Source organism: Sphingobacterium sp. SG20118, from assembly GCF_044740685.1.
Lineage (GTDB): Bacteria > Bacteroidota > Bacteroidia > Sphingobacteriales > Sphingobacteriaceae > Sphingobacterium.
In genome coordinates, this window is record NZ_CP172826.1 from 1870831 (window position 1) to 1892757 (window position 21927).

A 21927-nucleotide genomic window follows, 5' to 3' on the forward strand; every position below is an offset into this window, starting at 1 on the left:
ATTCGTGAAAAGCATGCTCAATATTATTCTATTAACCTTATAACATAAACCTTACATGAAGACAAGAAAATGGCAGCTAGCCAGAATCTTAATTACTTTTTTTGCCGTTAACATGATCGGTCAGGCAATCGGTCAGGAATATAAATCCGGTCCTGCCGAAAAGGACTTTGTCGGTTACCTATTTGCGTATTTTAAAGGCAATGCAGTAGCAGATGAGTCTGTTTGTTTTGCTGTTAGTACCGATGGTTATACCTATCGCGCATTGAACAACAATCAACCTGTCTTGGACTCAAAGCTTATCAGTACGACGGGTGGAGTACGCGATCCACATATTTTGAGAGGGGAGAACGGTCAGTCTTTCTATATGGTGTTGACCGATATGACCTCATCAAAAGGTTGGGATTCTAATCGTGCTTTGATATTGTTAAAATCGGATGATCTTATTCATTGGGAACATCGTGTAATTAATATTCAAGATCGATTTAAAGGTCATGAAAGTTTGAAGCGCGTTTGGGCTCCACAAACCATATATGACCCCGCTGTTAATAAATATATGGTTTACTGGTCAATGAAGCATGGCGATGGTGCTGATATCATTTACTATGCTTATGCTAATAGCGACTTCACTGATTTTGAATCAGAACCTAAAGTACTGTTTGTTCCTAAAAATGGTAAATCTTGTATCGATGGTGATATTATCAATAAGAATGGGCTTTTCTATATGTTTTACAAAACTGAAGGACATGGTAATGGTCTTAGGTTGGCTTTGACGGATTCTCTTACTTCTGGAAAATGGATTGAGCAGCCCGGTTATAAACAACAGACTACTGACGCTGTTGAAGGATCGAGTGTGTTTAAACTTAATCAATCTGATCGATACATTTTAATGTATGATGTGTATGGGAAAGGTAAGTATCAGTTCTGCGAATCGGAGGATTTGGATCGTTTCAAGGTGATTGATCATGATGTTAGCATGGATTTTCATCCGCGACACGGTTCTATTATTCCATTGTCAAGAAGTGAATTTAAAACAGTGACAGATCGTTGGGGTACACCAAAGGATATCACAGTTCCAAATCGAAAAAATCCGATATTGGATGGGTTCTATGCAGATCCAGATGTTCTGTATTCCAATAAAACAAAGAAGTATTATATCTATCCAACGAGTGATGGATTTGATGGCTGGGGAGGTTACTATTTTAAGACATTTTCTTCCGATGATTTGAAAGAGTGGAAAGATGAAGGTGTTATTCTGGATTTGAAAAAAGACGTGCCTTGGGGAACCCGCAACGCCTGGGCTCCAACCATAACGGAAAAAAAGGTCAAGAGAGATTATAAATATTACTATTATTTCACTGCCGCGCAAAAGATAGGCGTTGCTGTTGCTGATGAGCCTACAGGTCCATTTAAGGATTCAGGAAAACCCTTGATCGATTTTAAACCTGATGGTATTAAAGGCGGACAGGAAATTGATCCAGCAGTTTTTAATGATCCGAAATCTGGCAAAAGTTATTTGTATTGGGGAAATGGTTATCTAGCTGTTGCAGAATTGAACAAGGATATGGTATCAATTAAACAAAATACCATGAAAACATTAAAGATTGATGGTACATTTCGTGAGGGTATATATGTTATTTACCGAAATGGAACTTATTATTTCTTCTGGTCTGAGGATGATACCCGAAGTGAGAAACTATCGGGTACGTTATGGTACGTCATCATCACCAATGGGAGAGATCCATATCCCGGAGAATAACATTGTTCTTGAAAAAGATCCTGCAAAAGGAATTTATGGTACGGGACACAATTCTGTATTGCAAATACCAGGTACCGATGAATGGTATATCGTCTATCACCGATTTAATTATCCTGATGGCATACATATGGGTGATGCAGCAGGTTATAACCGGGAGGTATGTATGGATAAGTTGGAATTCAACACGGATGGAACCATTAAAAAAGTAATTCCTACACATTAGTAGGATTTGCTTTCTTTATAATTTTTACACAAAAACTTACACTATAATGAAACGTTTACTTATCGTCACTGTTCTTAGCTTGAGCTCAATATTGGTTTTTGCGCAAAATCTGACTATTTCTGGACCCGATAAACGATTAGTGGTCAATATCTCTTTGGAAAAAGGGAAGCTTTATTATGATGTCCAATTAGATGGAAAGGTGATGCTTGAAAGATCTGCGCTTGGATTAAAAGGACATCATGTTGATCTATCGACTAATTTGAAATTGGTTGGTCAGATAAATAATCAAGTTGATGTGCAGTATGAGGAACCGAAAATAAAACGTAAACAGGTACATTACCAGGCGAATGAGCTGATATGTAAATTAGAAAATAGCGATAAAAAAGCTTTACATGTAGTGTTTCGGGTTAGTAATCATGATATTGCTTTTCGGTACCATGTGCCACAGGTCGGTGAAGAGGCCAATCTTTATATTGAAGAGGAATTGAGTGCATTTAAATTCCCGAATGTGACGACCACCTTTTTGACTCCTCAAGCACCACCCATGTCTGGTTGGATGAAAACGAAACCAAGTTATGAAGAGGAGTATACGGTGGATGCGCAATTGGGAGTTCCCTCCAAGTATGGATACGGCTATACCTTTCCAGGATTATTCCGTGTTGGTGACCGTGGCTGGGTACTCGTTTCTGAAACTGGAGTAGGAGCACTGTACTGTGGGTCTAAGTTGAGTGAAGGAAGCGAAGACGGTCAATATAAGGTTGCATTTCCGGAGATCGGGGAAAACAACGGGATAGGTAGTGCGCAACCGGCAATTGCTTTACCAGGTAATACACCGTGGCGTACACTGACTGTTGGAAGTACGCTAAAACCTATTGTAGAAACTACGATCGCATTTGATGTGGTTGAGCCTGTGTACAAAGCATCAAAACAGTATACTTATGGACGTTCAACTTGGAGTTGGCTGGAGTGGCAAGACGCAAGTATTAATTTTGAAGATCAGAAAAAATTTGTAGATCTCTCTGCAGCTATGGGCTATGAGTTTGTTTTGGTTGATAATTGGTGGGATAGCAAAATCGGACGGGATAAAATTGAAGCCTTGATTGCTTATGGAAAAGACAAAGGTGTTGGCATCTGTTTATGGTACAATTCCAACGGTTTTTGGAATGATGCGCCACAAACACCTAAAAATATGATGAATACTGCCACTGCACGAAAAAAGGAAATGGCCTGGATGCAAAGTGTCGGTATAAAAGGTATAAAGGTTGACTTTTTTGGTGGTGACAAACAGGAGACCATGAAGCTCTATGAAGATATTTTATCGGATGCGAATGATTATGGTCTATCGGTTATTTTTCACGGCTGTACTTTGCCACGAGGATGGGAACGTATGTATCCCAATTTTGTGGGAAGCGAGGCTGTACTGGCTTCAGAGAATTTGATCTTTACACAACATGCGAATGATACTGAAGCTTTTAATGCGAGTTTACATCCTTTTATTCGGAATGCTGTAGGATCAATGGATTTCGGTCCCGTTCTACTCAATAAAAGACATAATCGTGAAAATAACGGTGGCATGATTCGAAAGACAACAGAAACATTTCAATTGGCTACAGCTGTTCTGTTTCAGACACCGGTTCAGAATTTTGGAATTACACCTAATAATCTTACGGAGATGCCTAAACACGTTATTGATTTTATGAAAGCTGTACCAACGACGTGGGATGAAACGGTCTTGATAGACGGATATCCGGGAAAGTATGTGGTATTAGCTCGGCGACATGCTGATCGTTGGTACATAGCAGGAATCAATGCAGAGAAAGAGGAAAAGGAGCTAACAATTCATTTACCGATGCTTGCGGGAGAAAAGTGGCAATTGTATGTTGATAATAAGGATAGAACAGCGCAATACCAGGAAATACCAGTGCGAAAAGATAAGCTGGTAAAAGTGACGCTTCAGGCTGACGGTGGGTTTCTGATCGTTGGACAGTAAGGTAATTGGAGGTAAAAGGACAATTTTCGATGCATTGAAAATTGTCCTTTTGCTAACTATTAAAAATTATTAAAACTAGATTATTTATATCCCAAATTTTGTTTAAGACCTTCTCCCTCTTTGTTGTTTAATTGAATTTCACTTAAAGGGATTGGAAGTAAAACATTGTAATCTTGGAAACCACTCGTTATTTTATTTGCAGGCCCTTCGTCACCATTTAATACAATACGTTCTTTGAGTTTATTCGTTCTCACTAAAGTCATTCTCCGATTTTCTTCTGCGATTAATTCACGGGCACGTTCATCAAGAATAAAATCAATCGTCATGGTTGATGCTAGCACCTTTCCTAAAGCTGTATTTCCAGATTGCGTACGCGTCTCTTTAAAAGAACGATCTCTTAACTTATTGATATCCTCAGCTGCTCCGCCTAGATTATTTTGTCTCAGTCGTGCCTCTGCCCTTAATAGATATGTTTCTCCAAACCTCATAACTGGCCAATCTTTTATCAATGCATAACCAAAATCATCCAGCGGATCATATCCTCCCCATTTTGTTGGGAAAGGATACCAGACTTCCAAACTGTCCGCACGAAAAGGAATAACCTGATCTCCTGTTTTTATAGTCATATCTTTGACTCCTGCTCCCTTAGCAACACGATAGCCATCTGCATCTACACCAATCTCTGTACTCCATGGTGTAACCACAGCATTGTTGACGGTCATATTAGGTCGGTTATAATTTGTGGTACGACGGATATTATAATTGCTATTACGGACATCACCTTGAAGTCCTTTCCAGACCGTATATTTCATGAAGTTGCTTAATCTCAATCGTCCATTGCCTCTTCCCCCAAGAGAATCCGCATTCACCATGCCATCCCATTTATGATATGACGGTTGCCATATCCTACGATGCTGGGGATTATCGATGGTTCCACCGTTAATTTCGCGATTAAGTTCAACTTCAAACGTCCATATTGCTTCGGTATTTCCTTGAGCACGACGCATGTTACCCTGTCTAAACATATCACGAAAAGCATCGCCATCTTGATTTAAATATTTACCATATCGCGTATCGATCAATTTATAACTACCACTCTCTATGATCGCCGTGGCCATGGCTTCTGCTTTAGCAAAATAAGCAGGATCTCTCATCCCAATTCTGAGGAAAGCTTCGGCCGCTAACTGTCTAGCCATATCTTTATTGATCCGGCTTGGAGCAGCAGCTTGTCCCACAGCAGCCAATTCTTTGACCGCATATTCAAGATCATCTGAAATAATCTGATCCACTTCTATTGTCGAATTACGCACATAATTGAACGTTGGAATTTTAATAGATGTTGTCAATAAAGGAACATCGCCCCATAGTGTTACCAACATGTTATAGGCATAAGCTCTGAAGAATCTTGCCTCTGCTGCAAGCTTTGGATTAGTATCACCAACAGCCTCAATAATACTATTTGCATTGTTTATAAATTCATAGCTGCGTTGCCATAAATAGCCCACTCCACCATTTTCAGGATTGAGATCAGCATATTGATAAAAGGGATTCTCTACGCCTTCGGTAGAAACCAGCACTTGCAATATCAGTACCGATCTGCCAACACGATAAAAAACCTTGACGACCACTGTATCCCCACAACTGTCCGAAAGTTGCATGTAAGCCTAAAACTCTATTTTCGATTGTCGAGGGATCACTATTTCCAGCTTCATAACTAGAGTATGGCTTCTCTTCGAGAAAATTTTTACTACAAGATGCCGATCCTAATAAAAAGACCGCAACCACAGGTAATAACTTATTTTGAATATTTATTGTTTTTTTCATCAGTATTTATTGTTTTTTATCGGTGATGAAGCTATCATGAGCAGTATTCATCGTTCTAGGTGAGCGTTTACTCATGATGGTTTCATTAAAAGGTTAAATTAACGCCAAGTACATAGGTACGAACCATCGGATAATTCAGGTTATCATTTGAAGATCCACGTGTGATATCTCGAGCTTCCGGATCCCATCCAATCCAATTGGTCCATGTATAAAGGTTTCGACCACTTACATAAAGTATAGCACCATTAATACCCAATTTATTCAGTGTGTTTTGGGACATGTTATAACTTAAGGTCACATCTTTCAACCGCGTAAAACTTGCATTTGATGGAAACCCATAACCATATACATTGGAACGGTTACTCAATGAACGCCATTCGTTACTTTTATTTTCAGGAGTCCAATAACCCAATTCTGCTGGTGTACTTTTGCGCCCCATTTCATCTGCTGCCGAACCGATCTGTGGATTATTACGTAGTGCTCCTTGCACCGTATTGATGAAAATATTTAAAGTAAATGCCTTATATCCAAATGTATTGGTAAGTCCAGCGGTCCATTTAGGAGCAGTCTGGCCCAATACCGAGCGGTCGCTTTCGTTGATCAAGCCATCCCCATTTAGATCCGCTAATTTTACACTTCCTGCTTCAGCCTGTTCGTCCCATCCTTTATTAGCTCCCGCTTTTAGTTCATCTTCCTGCCAGATACCCACTTTGGTAAAATCATAGATGACACCGAGCGGATGTCCGATAAACCATCGATTGCCTAAATCTTCCTTACCATCACCATAAACTTCTACAATCTTGTTTTTGTTACGGGAGAATACCAAGGTACTAGACCAATTAAAATCATTTTTAACGATATTTTTAGTGTTCAATGTAAGGTCTATACCTGTATTAGACACTTTTCCAAGATTGGAAAAGACCTCTGCAAAACCAGTTAGCCTTGGTAGACGTTGTAATAGTAGCATATCATAAGAATTTGTTTTATACACATCTATGCTTCCACTTAACCTATTTTTGAATAGCCCAAAATCAATACCTGTATTTAATCCCTTTGTCTTTTCCCACTCCAAATTATCGTTACCCATTCGTGTACGTATATTTAATGCGGTATTCGATAATCCATTCAGCGCGATGGTACTTGCATCCATCAAGGAAAGCGTTTGATATATTCCAATAGCTTCATTTCCTGAAATACCATAAGATACCCTCCATTTTAAATTATCCACCACGTCTTTAGCACCATTCATGAACGATTCATTGTGTATATTCCATGCAGCAGCGACAGATGGGAATACACCATACTTTTTGTTTTTACTAAAAACCGATGCACCATCACGACGTACAGTCGCCGTAAATAAATAACGGCTATCGTAAGCGTAGTTTATTCTACCCATTTGAGAGATGGAACGGTACAAGTCCGCCTGAGAAGATACTTTTTGAGTAGTAGCTGCACCTAGATTTCCCCATTCCAAAGCATCATTAGGGAATACCTCTCCAGTAGCGATAGCTTGTTGCCAATATTTACTTTTTGAGGCATACAATCCTGTGAAGTCAAGGTGATGTTTACCAAAATCCTTTGAATAGGTTAATATATTCTCTACTGTATAAGACTGAGATTCACTGTTGGTGATTCGGCCCATGCCTGCAAAATTATAAACACTTTCACCTTCATATTCATTATTACGAACAGGGACATAAGAATATCCGGCATTGAGCTTGTATTTTAAACCCGCCAAAGGTTTATATAACTCACCTAAATTAAGATCCGCATAACCATTTAAAGAAATATTAAATTGACGGCGTTCTGGATTTAATGTCGTTGGCAAAAGTGGATTGGTCCAGAGCTGTTCTGAGTACATGGGATGCTGTGTTAATGTACCATCCTCGTTATACATCTTTGCGTAAGGGCTCATGGCAGCAGCCTGTAATAAACTTGCACGACCACCGTCTTTATTATGTGCAACGATAAAAGAAGATGTACCTACCGATAGATATTTCGTTGGTTTAAAATCTGTATTGGTCCGAAATGAATATCGCTTATAATTATAACCTAAGAGTACACCCTTTTGATCCAGATAATCGCCCGAAACAAAATACTTGGCATTTTCACTACCACCAGATAAGCTGACATTATGATTTTGGATCGCACCGGTCTGCATTACTGCGTCTAACCAATCTGTGGTCACGCCATTGGTATAGTTATCAAACTCAAACTGATTGCGCACTGGACCACCATTATATAGCGTACCATTATTAATGCGGGCATACTCAGCATAACGTTTTAGAAGCTCTTCACCAGACACCGGTTTAAGGATATGTGCAACATTTTCCACACCGCCATATCCACTATAACGAATACGGGGAGTTCCGGATGTACCGCGTTTTGTGGTAATCAAAATAACACCATTAGAACCATTCACACCATAAATTGCAACAGCTGATGGGTCTTTTAATATTTCGACTGATTCAATATCATTGGGATTGATATCATTAATAGACCCATCAGTTCTTGATAACGGAATTCCATCAACGACAAGATAAGGTTCCGATGTTGCATTGATGGAATTCTTACCACGAACTTGGACAGATGGTGCGTCTCCTGGAATAGAAGATGCTTGTGAAACAGTCACATTTGATACTGCTCCTTGGATGGCCTGCATCACATTTGTAACTGGAATTTTTGATAATCGATCTTTTGGCACTGATGCTACAGACCCCGTTACATCCGATCTTTTTTGTGTTCCGTATCCGACCACAACTAATTCGTCGAGTACATTTTCAGATGGACTAAGCGTAACATCGACAATACCTCCCTGAGGTACGATCACTTCCTTTTCCTGATATCCTACTGAGGAAATGATCAAAGTGTTTCCGATATTAGCTTGAATAGTGAAACTACCGACCGTATTTGTTTGTGTACTGATCGAGCTTCCTTTTACTTTAACGGTGATGTTGCTTATGCCTTTTCCTGTAGAAGCGTCTCGAAGAGTTCCTTTTACAGAACTTCCTTGACCATAAGTCGACATTGCTATTAAAAATAGGCTGTTTAATAGCAATGTGTTTTTTGCATATTTATTGCAATAGTGGGTTAACATAATTTATAATTGGTTTTTAGATTAGAATTACTATTTTATTCCATTTATAATAGGATCAAACTCTATCCTATCATCCCCTTACATGTTCATTTCAACTTGATGTCATCATAATATTATTTATATTTAGTGTTTAATAATTGTTATTCAATCAACTTCAAAAAGAGTACGCGCTACAATTCAATATTCGTTTAGTAATCATTCTGTTGTGGTATTTTCAAAATCTCTATAAGTCAAATTTATGATGGATTCGGTTAGAAACTATTTGAAATCGAGTCAATAAGGTTGAAAATCTATTCAAGAGGGTTAATCATTTACTAAAAATCAATAAAAAACTAAAACAGAGACCATCATATCTTTATAGACTATACTTTTCATTCTAGAAACCTATTTTGAAGGGTTATAATCATCAAATGATCCCATTTTGTATGTTGATTAAACTAAAATTAAACATAGGCTGTAGTGATTTTATCTAGATTTGATTACCCCAAGCTTCAATCGTATTTGAAACTTTAAAATACTGATTGATGAATGGATTTTTTAAAACCTATTAATCTTAAAATATGCGTAAATACGTTCTTGTTTATTTTCTTTTAGTTACTTATTCTGTCTTTGGACAGGAGGTGAGTAAGAAAGATGTTTTATCGAAATTGACTCTCGCTAATCAATATTGGCAGACTAATCATAAACCCGAAGTATGGGCTTTTTGGGATCAAGCGGCCTATCACAGTGGAAATATGGAATTTTATAAAGAATTTAAAAATATTGATTTTTTAAAATATTCTGAAGTTTGGGCTAATTTTAATGAGTGGAAAGGTGCAAAATCAACTGATAGATCAAATTGGAAGTATAGTTATGGTGAAACAGATGATTTTGTACTGTTTGGCGATTGGCAGATCTGTTTTCAAACTTATATTGATTTGTATCATATTGATCCTGAGTCAAATAAAATAGCGAGAGCGTTAGAAGTTATGGATTATCAAATTCACACTAAGGAGAATGATTATTGGTGGTGGGCTGATGGATTATATATGGTCATGCCTGTGATGACAAAGATGTATAAATTAACGAAAAACCCACTTTATTTAGAAAAGCTACATGAGTATTTGGCATATGCAGATAGTATCATGTATGACAAAGATGAGAAGCTCTATTATAGAGATGCAAAATATGTCTATCCGAAACATAAAAGTACTAACGGTAAAAAAGACTTTTGGGCTCGTGGAGATGGTTGGGTTTTCGCAGGATTGGCAAAGGTACTGCAAGATCTTCCTAAGGACAATATCTATTATAATCACTATGTAAGGCGCTTTCAGGACATGGCATCCGTTATTGTATCGTGTCAACAAGAAGAAGGGTTTTGGACACGGAGCATGTTGGATCCAGAGCATGCACCTGGTAAAGAATCTAGTGGAACTGCATTTTTTACCTATGGACTTTTATGGGGCATTAATAATGGACTTCTTAATCATGACAAATTTGAGGGAAGTGCAAAAAAAGGTTGGGATTATTTGAGTAATCATGCTTTACAATCTGATGGGAGGGTGGGTTATATACAACCTATCGGCGAGAAGGCGATACCTGGTCAAGTGGTAGATGCCAATTCAACGGCACCATTTGGGATTGGAGCATTTTTATTGGCGGGTGTTGAGATGTATAGATATTTAAACGAAAAATGATGAGAAAAATATTGGTATTACTGCTATTACTATGTTGTGTCACGGTTAGCTTTGGGCAGGACAAAACTAATAGCACATTAAACGAAACTTCAAGAGTATTTTGGCTCAGGGAGATGGATCGAATGGCCAGACCTGTTATGCGTAGTTTGGCTCATGATAGTTTAAGGATTAATATGCCCAAAATTACTTCTATAGCTGTTGATAACAAAGAGCATCGTGTTCAAGTACAGTATGTAGAAGTATTAGGTCGAGTTTTATGTGGGATATCGCCATGGTTAGCGTTGAATGACGGTTCAGAAGAGGAGCAGGCACTAAGAAAACAATATCGGAATTGGACTGTTCAAGCCTTAAGCAATGCTTTGGATAGTAATGCTAATGATTTTATGCGTTTTGATTTGGGCGGACAACAATTAGTTGATGCATCATTTATTTCAGTTGCATTTTTGCGTTCTTCTTGGTTATGGAATAATCTTGATACTAAAACTCAGGAAAGCTTAATCAAGGCTATTAAAACTACTCGTCAATTCAAGCCGGTTTTTTCAAATTGGTTGCTTTTTTCTGCTATGAACGAAGCTTTTTTAGCTCAGTACAGTAAGGATTGGGATGTGATGCGTGTAGACTACGCCTTGCAGCAATTGGAACAGTGGTATGTGGGTGATGGTATGTATAAAGATGGACCACATTATGCCTATGATTATTACAATAGCTATGTTATCCATCCTTTTTTATCTGGAATCATGAATGTTATTGAACAAAAAACTAAAAGTTATGATGGTATGTTTGCAAAAATCAAACTACGAAATCAACGATATGCCATTATATTAGAACGATTGGTCAATACAGATGGTACTTTTCCACCATCCGGGAGGTCAGTCATTTATCGTGGAGCTGCATTTCATCATTTGGCTGACATGGTATTAAAAAAACGATTACCCGAGGAACTCACAGAAGGACAGGTTCGCGCTGCTTTATCTGCCGTTTTGAAAAAAACATTTGAAAGTCCAACTACTTATCACCAAAATTGGTTAACGATTGGTCTATACGGAGATCAACCAGGTTTAGGAGATTTTTACAATAATCAAGGAAGTCCTTATTTGTGTAGTACGATTTTTTTACCACTAGGACTTTCGGCAAATGATAGTTTTTGGACTTCAAAAGAAGAAGACTGGAGTTCTAAACGTATTTGGTCTGGACAGGATTGGAAAAAAGATAAAAGTAAGGGCATTCAGTAAGAGATAAAAAGTCATGAGATTAGTAACATTTTGTAAAATTGGAGTCGTTCACTTTTACCTTGTCCTTTCCTTAAATGTTTGTTTTTCCCAAAGCAAGCAGATTCAGATCATGGATGTTGGAGACGGTTGGGCTAAGAATACAGTCAATACAGCTGTTTTTCGAAAAAACTCGCTCGTCAGTGATGCGCAATTTCAATACATAGCATATTACAACGAGAAGGGACAAGTGGTATTGGGAAAAAGAAAGCTGAATCAGACGAGCTGGCAATTACAAATTACCAAATATTCTGGCAGAGCCCAGGATGCACATAATATTATCAGTATTATGATTGATGGAGATGGATATTTACATATATGTTGGGATCACCATAACGGTAAGTTACGATATGCTAGAACGAAGCAGCCACATACATTGGATTTAGGCCCTGAGCATGCTATGATCGGGAAAGACGAACAGTATGTTACCTATCCTGAATTTCTCAAAATGCCTGATGGTTCATTACTATTTCTTTATCGTGACGGAGGTTTCTGGTGCAGGAAATCTTGTTATGAATAGTTATGATACTAAAAGTTCAAAATGGACCAGACTTCATAATAATTTAATTGATGGAGAAGGGAAACGAAATGCTTATTGGCAAGGGTATGTCGACACGAAGGGAACGATACATCTTTCTTGGGTGTGGCGAGAGAGTCCGGATGTAGCCAGTAATCATGATATGGCTTATACTTGTTCAAAAGATGGAGGGTTCACTTGGGAGTCTACCACAGGAGCGCAATATGCATTACCTATACAGGCAGCAACAGCGGAATATGCGGTGCGTATTCCTCAAAACAGAGAACTGATTAATCAAACATCGATGGCTGCAGATGATGATGGGAACCCATTTATTGCGACTTATTGGCGCGCTGAAGGTTCTACTATTCCTCAATATAAGCTTATTTATTATAGGAAAGGCGCTTGGCAAGTCCGTTCTTTTGATTTTAGAAAAATGCCTTTCAGTTTGAGCGGACAAGGAACAAAAGAAATACCAATAGCGAGACCCCAATTAATGGTCAAAGGGAAAGGTGACAATGTTGCTGTTATGCTCTTGTTTCGGGATAAGGAAAGATTAAGTCGCGCTTCTGTATTGAACTTGAATAAGTTGACAGATGAAGATTATCAATTATTTGATTTGAATGCTGAATCATTAGGAGCATGGGAGCCTAGTTATGATACTGAAATGTGGCGAAACAAGAGGCGATTATCACTTTTTGTTCAAGCTACTGATCAAAAGGATGGAGAAGGACTTTTGGAGTCTGGTCCTAGCAAAGTTAGGGTCATTGAATGGGTGCCTAGTCTTTAGTCAATAAAAAATATAATCAAACATTACTTATGAAAACCAGTATTCGGAACGTCCAGTTTTAAACTTTTATTTTTATTCTTTTCAAGTTGTTCTGTGTTATTAAACACACACACAAAATCTTCGATGAATCGTTAAAAGATGAGAAAGACAGGTTGATTATACATGTTGTACAGTTGTGTTTTTTTGAAATTCAGTAGGAGTAATACCAAATGATGCCTTGAAGCAAGTCGCAAAATATCTTGGGTCAGAGAATCCTGTCGCGAATGCAACTTCACTCACTGTAATTGATTTGTCTTTCTCCATCATTTGGCATGCATGTTTTAGGCGAATATTTTTCACAAATTCACTTGGAGATAAATTTAACAAAACTTTGGTTTTACGATATAAAGTTGATTTGGATAATGCTAGTATTTCACCGAGTTTAATAATATCAAATTGATCATCGCTTAAATTTTCTTCAACAACTTTGATTATGCGCTGTAAAAACTGTTCATCTACTGGAGTATAATTCAATGTCGCGATATTAATCTGTGTATTGTTGTTGAAGTTGATTTGTTTCGCCCGCTTATTGATGATAAAGCTTTTGATTTTTGCTTCCAAAACTCTAATATCAAAAGGTTTACTTATGTAGCCATCAGCACCAGCTTGGTAGCACTCGATACGGTCTTCCATACTATTTTTGGCAGTAAGCAATAATATTGGAATATGATTAATCTCCATATTCTGTTTGACAGCTCTGCAGAGAGAAAGCCCATCCATTTCGGGCATCATTATATCACTAACAATAATATCGATTTCATCTTTCTTTAAAAGCTCAAGAGCTTGTTTACCATCAGAAGCAATATGAACGTGATATTTTTTTGATAAAATACTTGACATAGTTTGTTGAAGATCATCATTGTCTTCTACTAATAGAATATTCAGGTGTTTTGAATCTTCATAAGTGTTTTCAATGATAGATGTTGGGAATTTGTCTGTTTCGTAAATAATCTCATCTTTTTTAGAAAATGATTCATTCCATATTTGAATACCATTTTTAATGTAAAATTCCTTGTCAACAGGTAATATAATTTGGAAGCAAGTTCCTTTATCAGGTATACTTTCAACATTAATTTCGCCAAAATGAATGTCGACTAATTCTTTGGTTACTGATAGACCAATACCATTACTTTCTTGATTAATAAATGATTTATTGGTGTAAAATGGTTTAAATATCTTCTCTAATTCATCTTCAGTGATACCCTTACCATTGTCACGGACGTAGAGATAAAGCAGTTTTTGTTTGTTATCTTGTTTAACGTAATAAGATAAGGAGATTTTACCGTCTTTAGGTGTATATTTAAATGCATTAGAGAGTAAGTTAAAGAGTATTTTATCCATTTTATCAGCATCATAATAGATATCAGAGATACATTCTCCATGATGTAATTCAAATTGAATGTTTTTACGGAGAGCAAGTGGACTAAAGAATACATGACTCAACTGATTAATAAATGTGGGCAAATGCTCTTGACTTACTTTCAGTTCCATTAGATTCTTTTCTATTCTTCTAAAATCTAAAATCTGCTGCAATAATCGCTTTAGACGATCAAGATTCAATCTCATTTTTTCGAATTGACTGAAATGATGTTTTGTGGTCATTTGTACATCGTCTACTAAACATGAAATAATGGTTAAAGGCGTCAGTAAGTCATGGGATATACTCGTAAAATAACTTAGTTTAGATTGAGCTAACTCATGCGCATTCTCTTTCTCTATCTGTGCTATTTTTAAATCACTTCTTAACTTTAATCGATGTAATGTGAAATTAATGAAATAGTAAAATACTCCTAGCAGTAAACAGATGTATATAAAATAAGCAAGGCTACTTTCATAAAATGCGGCCTTCTTATAAATGTTGATTTCTGTAATGCTCGAATTCCATTTATTATTTAAGTCAGTTGATTTTACTAAAAATCGATAGGCTCCTTTGCCTAAATTATTGTATGCTGCAAAAATACGATCTCGTGATGCATTTACCCAATCTTGATCGATACCTTCAAGTTTATATGCATATCTAAGTTTATTATCTTGCGTATAAGCCAATGATGAAAATGAAAATTCTATATTTTGGTCTTCGGGTTCTAAAGTGAGTGTTTTTAGGTCGGAATTCAACTTTTGTTGATTTGATTCTAGGATAATAGATGCATTATTAATCTTGATGTCCGTGATTTGAACTTTAGCTTTGTAATTTGGGATATTGCTATTTTCGTCCAGTTTAACCATACCATTATAACCTCCAAAATAAACGGAATTTGATTTTTTATCTAAAGTAAATGCTCTTTTTGAAAACATATTTACTTGAAGACTATCTGTAGAAGCAAATTCTAAAATGTTTTTATTTACAGCATTTATCTTAAATATATTTCTTGTACTAGAAAGCCAGACGGTATTATTGATGCAAACAATATCCAATATTTGGTTTTTTCCAAACAAAGAAGAATTGGCCAATTCTTCTATTTTCTTTAAATCTGTCTGGTAATAGAGTAAACGATTATCTTTGGTCCCAATCCATAGATTATCATTTTTATCAATGTCCAATGTTTCGATTTGATTACTTTTCAGAATCGCAGTATTGATCCCAATATGTTGTAAAATAAGTTCAGGATCTTTTTTATTTATGTAATAAATTCCACTTTCTTTGGTAGCCACCCAGATATTTGATTTTTTATCTTCTGCAATACTGACCGCTTGATCTTTGATGCTGTTAATTAATTTTATCTTTTTGTTTTTTGGATCTCTATAGAGTACACCTTGATTGGTTGCTATCCATGTTCCAGATTGACTATCTTGGAAAAAAAAGAGTGGGATTCCGGAGTGATTTACTTCACGTTTTAAATCAATTTTATTTTTTAAGATAATATTATTATGTTGTTTTTCGAAGACATTTATAGTTGATTCATAAGCTGAGCCTACCCAAAGGTCATTTTGGACATCAATTGCGCAGGTAGCAGCTCTAATGGAAATTAGTTCACGTAAATTGGCATTACTATACGTGTTCAATAATCCATCCTGAGGATTTAAACTTCCGAAACCAAATCGTTCGAGATTGAACCAAAATGTACCTCTTCCATCTCGATATAACATATTCACATTTGGAGCGATACTATATGTACTTTTAATTTCTTTAAAAGTATAGTTCTGAATAAAGGGTTTATCAAAACTAATTGTTGAGATACCTTTACCTCCTATAGAAAGCCATAATGTTCCTAATTTATCTTGATAAATATCATTAAAAATATTCGTGGTATGATTAAAATAGGGGGACATATCTACTTCTTTGAGTACCCCATTTACATATTGAAATGTAGATATGCCTGAAAATGAAAGTATCCAAATGTAATTCCGATGGCGGTCTTGAACCATGTTGTAGAATAAATCTTCTTTTCCAATATTTCGACGCTTATTTTTGATTTCTATTTCTTGATATAAATTTTTTGGATTGTCAGGATTAAACAAGTACACTCCATCGCCCCATGTACATATCCAAAGTTGTTTATTATTATCTTCAAATAGTTTAAATGGATTGTTGCGTGTTCCGAGCTTTGGATATGCAATGAATTGATTGCTTTGTGTATTTAATCTGAATAGCCCCTGTTCCCAAATGGAAACCCAGATATTCCCTTTTTTATCTTCAAATATAGTATTAACAGTTCCTGTGGGAATCTTGTTCATTTGCTTCCTATCCTCTTGGTAGTCGTGCACAACTAATAAATCTTTATTGTAAACAACAATCCCATTGTCGGATCCTACCCACAATCTGTTTTTTTTATCAATCAGTAGTGTTGTAATACGTGTTGTAGATTGGATGGTGTTTTTGAGAGGTTTGATTGTATAGCTTTTCTTTTCTAAGGTATAAAGACCTTTATCTGTTCCTAAGATCAAGTAATCTTGGTATTCAACTAATGTCGTAATATTTTGGTTAGTTGCCGTTTTGCCTTCGGCTGTTTTCAATTTGAAATTCAAAATATTATAAGCATCGTATCTACTAAGACCTTGAGTAGAAGCAAACCAAATATAACCCTCTTTATCCTGATAGGTTTGATTAATTGTTAACGATGGTAATTCATGATTTTTAGTCATGGCATTTAACCCCATTTGTTGACCATTAACAACAGGTTTGTAAATAATATTTATAAATAAGAAAAATAAAATGCGATATGTATTTTTCATAATCAATTGGTATAATTTGGTCAGATATATACGTTATCATTCATTACCTCTCTTTTCACATCCATGTATCGGAAAAAGCAGTTAAAGTAAATAACATGCGAAAAAGTGAAGACGAATTTCAATTCGCTAGTAGATAATGATTAAATATCAGTGGCTATTCTCTTTCGACTTAATTCTGTATATGATAATTGGTTAAAAGCCGAATTCAAAGTAGCATCTTTTTTAAAGATAATGAATTTCTTTCAAATAAATGTGATATAGACATTTATATATAAAATCAATAGTTTTAAGTATATCTCTTCTGCAAATACCTTATGAATCATTTTTCTTACCATCTGCTGGTTTCGGTAATACAATTATTTGACGCTCGCCATCTCCGTAAAATTGTCTTTAGACAATCTATGATACCGATGGAAATCAAATTTTATCCATCATGAATTACTCGAGGTACTGAATCTTGTTTGATATGAAATTTCGTATTTTTTTGCTATTTCACCTCAAATCGGCTAAATGAATTTAAACTCGTTTCACTTAAACAGAAATTCATTTTATACGCCTCTTCGTCGGTGCAAATACGCAGTCGGAATGCTAGGCCTTTTGGGTAAGCCTTCGGCTGTAAAGAGTGACGAAGTAACAAGGTAAGGGAGTAACGAATTAGAGGAGTGATGAGTAGGTGTCTAGGTAGGGTGAGGAGAATGTGCCCATGAAAAGGAATACAAGGGGTAGGATAGCATGGTAGATTTGAAAAAACTTCGGTATAATACGTTGATTATTTAGTAATGCTTGTATATCTGTGTATTTTCGGCAATAATTAGCATTAATATTCAACTTATTCTCAATGAAAAGAGCACTTATACTCGCCATACTGTTTTTCTTTTTCCATGTACTGCAGATCCATGCACAGACCGGTGCCTTTAAAGGGGTTATTAGAGACAGTACGGATAAAAATACTATTGCCTACGCGAGTGTTTCTCTTCTGGATAATAACCTGCAGGTCATAGCGGGTCAGGTAACTGATAAAGATGGGAGGTTTTCTTTCCCTAAACTCTCAACTGGATCTTATGCCCTCATCATAAAATTTATTGGCTATGATCAAAAAAAAATAACAGAATTGTATGTTGATAATAAGCAGATAGATATCGGGATTGTTTACTTGAAAGGGCATGATCAGTTACTGGATGAAGTTCAAGTTGCTGGAAAGGTTGCTATGCAGCAGCATAAAATAGATCGACAGGTATATCAAGCAGCTCAGTTTCAAAATGCCGTAGGTGGGACAGCGCTTGATATTGTCAAAAATCTGCCTGCTGTAAGTGTTGATGGACAGGGCAATATTTCGGTTCGCGGCTCTTCTGGATTTCTTGTGCTCATCAACGATAAGCCTGTCGTATTGGATGCCAGCACCTTTTTACAACAGATCGCAGCAAATGATGTGTTGGAGGTCGAATATATCACCAGTCCGTCTGCTAAATATGATCCGGATGGTAAAGGGGGTATTTTGAATATCAAGACCAAGAAAGCGACAGCGGATGGTCTTGTTTGGTTGTTCAATATGCAGGCTGGACTGCCTAGTACGGGTGATTATGATAATGTTGCAGCGCAGAAGCGGTATGGTGGTGATCTATCACTATATTATAGAAAAGGTAAATTTGACTTTAGTGGATCTGCCAATTATCTGCGCAACGATAATGCGGGATTTCGTGAGGGTGATGTCTATACCATCATCGATAATAAGCAGACTTTTTTCCCTTCTGCCGGCGAACGGAGTTTTGATAAGTATAATTATGGTGTCCGTTTAAATACTTCTTATCAGATTTCAGAGTCTCAACAACTTGATTTGGGTTTGTTGGCTAGTCGCAAGTTTCAGGATCGACTGGCAGATATTTATTATAATAATCGTGCTGTGGATATTCAAAGTGGTCAGGAATTGTACCGATTGGATTACTTTAATTCTAATTTACAGACAAAGCAGGGTGAGTTTTATTTACTGGACTTGAGCTATAAATTGAAGGTCGATAAGCATGATTTTCAGGTCGGGCTGATCTATGAGCATGCCAATATATACGGAGGTACAGCTAACTCAAATATTGTGTCGCAAAATGATACGACTCAGTTTACGCAGAATACTTATCGTAATCCCTTGGATGGGTTGCGTCTAAATGTGCTATACGGTTTAAAATGGGGTATGGGTAAACTGGAATCTGGTTATCAATTTAGAACAGATAAGCAAAGGGGTACTTTTGATTATCTGTCGCGCGAGGGGTATGGTCCCTTGGTCGTGATCCCCGAATTTAGTGGTCGTTTAAATGCTACTAATCAGGTGCATGCTTTATATAGCCAATATGACTGGAAACGTGCGGCTGTATCTTTTAATCTTGGATTACGATACGAATATTATGAGCGACAGTTGAATCTTTTACATACGGGGGAGTCACATCCTTACAGTATCCATCAGCTTTATCCTTCTTTTTCTCTTCTATATGAATTGGACAATAACTGGTCCTGGAAGGTGGCTGCTAGCAGAAGGGTGCAACGTAACAACAATTTTGAGTTGAATCCGATACCTGAGCGTGAGCATTCAGAAACTTTGGAACAAGGTGATCCGGAGCTATTACCTGAATTTGTGACTGCTGTGGAAACAGGATTGGTTAAAAAATTGGGAAAGGGTAGCTTGTTTGCCAATTTGTATTATCAGCATATGAAAAACCCTATTCAACGGGTCAATGCGGTGTATGCAGATACAGTATTAAATCGGGTTTTTACGAATGCTGATCGTGCTACTCGTGTGGGGCTTGAAATTGGAGGTGATATGAAACCTTTATCGTGGTTGCAGTTGAACCTAGGGGCCAATATTTATCAATATGCAGTTGAAGGAACTGTGCTGAATTATTCGAACTATCATAAAAATAAAGATCTTGTTTATGTGGTCAATGTTGGTAACCAATTCTTGTTTTCTCCGACATGGAGTATGACGATGAATGTGAACTACACTTCTAAACGGCCTACTGTGCAAGGCTGGGATAGCAGATTTATAACACCTCACTTAAGCATCAAAAAGACCTTTTATAAAGGCGCATTCAGTGCACAACTGCAATGGCAAAATATTGAACTCGGTAACTGGGGTGTCAATGAACAGCGGATAACAACTACTGGCAACGACTTTTATACGACGACAAATTATGTCTATGAAAAGAATATCCTACTACTGAATCTCAACCTGAATCTACATAAGCTGAATAAAGTGCTTAAACTTCCAAAAAGTGAGTTTGGTGAAAAAGAATTTTAAACAGGTTGATAAGTTGGAACATTTAAGCAGTTGTTCTTCTAAATTTAACAGGCGTTAGGCTCGTATACCTTTTAAAATATTTGGTAAAATGAGAACTGTCTACAAATCCTAAGGTATGGGCTATTTGTGATACCGTCTGATCGGTATAGAATAAGAGTCTTTTGGCTTCGCTGATGATAAACTCGGAGATGACCTGCGTTGCTGTCTGGTTATTCGTTTTTCGACAGCTTGCATTGAGGTTCTGCGCTGTTGTATGCAATAATTTAGCATAATGAGCGACATGGATGGTTGAGGCCCCATGCTCGTTCAATAGTTCGCGAAATTGGAAATAGATATTTTGATTATTGGTAGACCTTTGAGGTTGTGAGGTGGTTGAATCCATAATTTTGGCAAGAAGTGCCTTAAGGAGCCCTTCGTTGACCGTAAAATTATTGTCTTCAGTTAGGGCTTCGAATATCTTTTCGATGACAGTACTGTATTGTAACGATATAGCGGGTTGTTTACCCATCGTAGTGAGCAAACGCTTTAATTCCTTATCCAAGCTTTTATCTACAAATTCTTTTTTCAAAAGTAATACGTAACCAGCAGGCATATGGGTCATATCCCAATGGTGTACCTGTTCTTTGGTGATCGTAAAAACAATTGGCGGTTTAATCGGATAGGGTTTGTGGTCGATATAGTGGGTGCCACCACCTTGTGAAAGATAGATGATTTCAAAATATCCATTATGTTTATGCGGATTTGTTTTTCTTATTTCAGGTCGAAATGGGGATACTTTGATGAGCTGGTTGTTGTCGTTTTTATCTTTTACTTCGATTAGCGTACGCATGTTTTTAAGATTGATCGGTGAGCCAAAAATAGCTAAATTAGATGGGATGTCCAATACCAGCTTTCAAGCGGAAAATGTGAAGAAGTGACATAGTGATGGAGTGAAGAAGTGACATAGTAAAGGAGTAACGGAGTGACGAAGTAAAAGTGTGACTAGTAAAGAAGTAACAAAGTGACAGAGTAACGTATTGACGAAGTAAAAGTGTGACTAGTAAAGAAATAACATAGTAAAGGAGTAATAAGTAATAAGTGACATAGTAAAGGAGTTACATAGTAACGAAGTGACTAGTAAAGAAGTAACATAGTGACGAGTAGTTTAGTAACTGAGTTATGCGACGAGCCGGTTGCTGGGAAGGGTGAGGGGAAAGTAATCAACTCATTGTACTGTCATTAATAATGGATGCGATATTGGTAATGAAGGGATAAATAGGAAATGAAATTATTCTTCTCAAAAGAATTATTT

The 21927-nt window shown here is 36.8% G+C and carries 12 protein-coding genes; 8 read left to right on the forward strand and 4 right to left on the reverse strand.

Features of this window, described 5'->3' with window-relative positions; all coding sequences use genetic code 11:
- Window positions 1-55 precede the first annotated feature (55 nt).
- Genes ACFX5U_RS08830 through ACFX5U_RS08840 form a run of 3 tightly spaced genes read left to right on the forward strand, consistent with a single transcriptional unit; the run spans window position 56 to window position 3969 of the window.
- Window positions 56-1756 (forward strand): family 43 glycosylhydrolase, encoded by a 1701-nt coding sequence (locus tag ACFX5U_RS08830; RefSeq protein ID WP_400263155.1) that lies wholly within the window; start codon window positions 56-58, stop codon window positions 1754-1756.
- The gene (locus ACFX5U_RS08835) at window positions 1728-1979 is read left to right on the forward strand and encodes a family 43 glycosylhydrolase (protein ID WP_400263156.1); all 252 of its coding nucleotides are present in this window, start codon (window positions 1728-1730) and stop codon (window positions 1977-1979) included. The genes ACFX5U_RS08830 and ACFX5U_RS08835 overlap by 29 nt, the downstream gene beginning before the upstream one ends.
- Before the next feature lie 46 nt (window positions 1980-2025).
- Window positions 2026-3969, forward strand: a complete 1944-nt coding sequence (locus tag ACFX5U_RS08840) for a glycoside hydrolase family 97 catalytic domain-containing protein (RefSeq protein WP_400263157.1) — start codon at window positions 2026-2028, stop codon at window positions 3967-3969.
- Between the two features lie 80 nt (window positions 3970-4049).
- Here ACFX5U_RS08840 and ACFX5U_RS08845 read toward each other — a convergent pair whose 3' ends face one another.
- Window positions 4050-5627 (reverse strand): RagB/SusD family nutrient uptake outer membrane protein, encoded by a 1578-nt coding sequence (locus tag ACFX5U_RS08845; RefSeq protein ID WP_400263158.1) that lies wholly within the window; start codon window positions 5625-5627, stop codon window positions 4050-4052.
- A gap of 251 nt (window positions 5628-5878) precedes the next feature.
- Entirely contained in the window at window positions 5879-8890 is a 3012-nt protein-coding gene (locus ACFX5U_RS08850; RefSeq protein ID WP_400263159.1) for a SusC/RagA family TonB-linked outer membrane protein, read from the reverse strand.
- Window positions 8891-9450: 560 nt separating this feature from the next.
- Here ACFX5U_RS08850 and ACFX5U_RS08855 point away from each other — a divergent pair.
- The 4 genes from ACFX5U_RS08855 to ACFX5U_RS08870 are packed head-to-tail and all read left to right on the forward strand — an operon-like array spanning window position 9451 to window position 13141.
- Window positions 9451-10566 (forward strand): glycoside hydrolase family 88 protein, encoded by a 1116-nt coding sequence (locus ACFX5U_RS08855; RefSeq protein WP_400263160.1) that lies wholly within the window; start codon window positions 9451-9453, stop codon window positions 10564-10566.
- Window positions 10563-11798 carry a DUF2264 domain-containing protein gene (locus tag ACFX5U_RS08860; protein ID WP_400263161.1) on the forward strand — a complete coding sequence of 412 codons (1236 nt, stop codon included), beginning with the start codon at window positions 10563-10565 and terminating at the stop codon, window positions 11796-11798. Before ACFX5U_RS08855 ends, ACFX5U_RS08860 begins: the two co-directional genes overlap by 4 nt.
- Before the next feature lie 13 nt (window positions 11799-11811).
- On the forward strand, window positions 11812-12354 hold the full coding sequence (locus tag ACFX5U_RS08865; protein ID WP_400263162.1) for a BNR-4 repeat-containing protein: 543 nt from the start codon (window positions 11812-11814) through the stop codon (window positions 12352-12354).
- Window positions 12290-13141 (forward strand): BNR repeat-containing protein, encoded by an 852-nt coding sequence (locus ACFX5U_RS08870; protein WP_400263163.1) that lies wholly within the window; start codon window positions 12290-12292, stop codon window positions 13139-13141. Before ACFX5U_RS08865 ends, ACFX5U_RS08870 begins: the two co-directional genes overlap by 65 nt.
- A gap of 156 nt (window positions 13142-13297) precedes the next feature.
- Here the strand turns inward: ACFX5U_RS08870 and ACFX5U_RS08875 are convergent, their stop codons facing one another.
- Complete coding sequence (locus ACFX5U_RS08875; protein ID WP_400263164.1) at window positions 13298-17353, reverse strand: response regulator; 4056 nt, start codon at window positions 17351-17353, stop codon at window positions 13298-13300.
- A gap of 838 nt (window positions 17354-18191) precedes the next feature.
- Between ACFX5U_RS08875 and ACFX5U_RS08880 the strand changes: the two genes are divergently transcribed.
- Window positions 18192-20636 carry a TonB-dependent receptor gene (locus ACFX5U_RS08880; protein WP_400263165.1) on the forward strand — a complete coding sequence of 815 codons (2445 nt, stop codon included), beginning with the start codon at window positions 18192-18194 and terminating at the stop codon, window positions 20634-20636.
- Between the two features lie 22 nt (window positions 20637-20658).
- On the opposite strand, the gene ACFX5U_RS08885 is transcribed toward ACFX5U_RS08880, so the two are convergent.
- The gene (locus ACFX5U_RS08885) at window positions 20659-21465 is read right to left on the reverse strand and encodes an AraC family transcriptional regulator (RefSeq protein ID WP_400263166.1); all 807 of its coding nucleotides are present in this window, start codon (window positions 21463-21465) and stop codon (window positions 20659-20661) included.
- Window positions 21466-21927: the final 462 nt, after the last annotated feature.

What these genes read in the sequence shown, in the direction of transcription:
- ACFX5U_RS08830 (WP_400263155.1), top strand. Translation starts at nt 56, where the DNA reads ATGAAGACAAGAAAATGGCAGCTAGCCAGAATCTTAATTACTTTTTTT.
- ACFX5U_RS08835 (WP_400263156.1), top strand. Translation starts at nt 1,728, where the DNA reads ATGGGAGAGATCCATATCCCGGAGAATAACATTGTTCTTGAAAAAGAT.
- ACFX5U_RS08840 (WP_400263157.1), top strand. Translation starts at nt 2,026, where the DNA reads ATGAAACGTTTACTTATCGTCACTGTTCTTAGCTTGAGCTCAATATTG.
- ACFX5U_RS08845 (WP_400263158.1), bottom strand. Translation starts at nt 5,627, where the DNA reads ATGCAACTTTCGGACAGTTGTGGGGATACAGTGGTCGTCAAGGTTTTT.
- ACFX5U_RS08850 (WP_400263159.1), bottom strand. Translation starts at nt 8,890, where the DNA reads ATGTTAACCCACTATTGCAATAAATATGCAAAAAACACATTGCTATTA.
- ACFX5U_RS08855 (WP_400263160.1), top strand. Translation starts at nt 9,451, where the DNA reads ATGCGTAAATACGTTCTTGTTTATTTTCTTTTAGTTACTTATTCTGTC.
- ACFX5U_RS08860 (WP_400263161.1), top strand. Translation starts at nt 10,563, where the DNA reads ATGATGAGAAAAATATTGGTATTACTGCTATTACTATGTTGTGTCACG.
- ACFX5U_RS08865 (WP_400263162.1), top strand. Translation starts at nt 11,812, where the DNA reads ATGAGATTAGTAACATTTTGTAAAATTGGAGTCGTTCACTTTTACCTT.
- ACFX5U_RS08870 (WP_400263163.1), top strand. Translation starts at nt 12,290, where the DNA reads ATGGTTCATTACTATTTCTTTATCGTGACGGAGGTTTCTGGTGCAGGA.
- ACFX5U_RS08875 (WP_400263164.1), bottom strand. Translation starts at nt 17,353, where the DNA reads ATGAAAAATACATATCGCATTTTATTTTTCTTATTTATAAATATTATT.
- ACFX5U_RS08880 (WP_400263165.1), top strand. Translation starts at nt 18,192, where the DNA reads ATGAAAAGAGCACTTATACTCGCCATACTGTTTTTCTTTTTCCATGTA.
- ACFX5U_RS08885 (WP_400263166.1), bottom strand. Translation starts at nt 21,465, where the DNA reads ATGCGTACGCTAATCGAAGTAAAAGATAAAAACGACAACAACCAGCTC.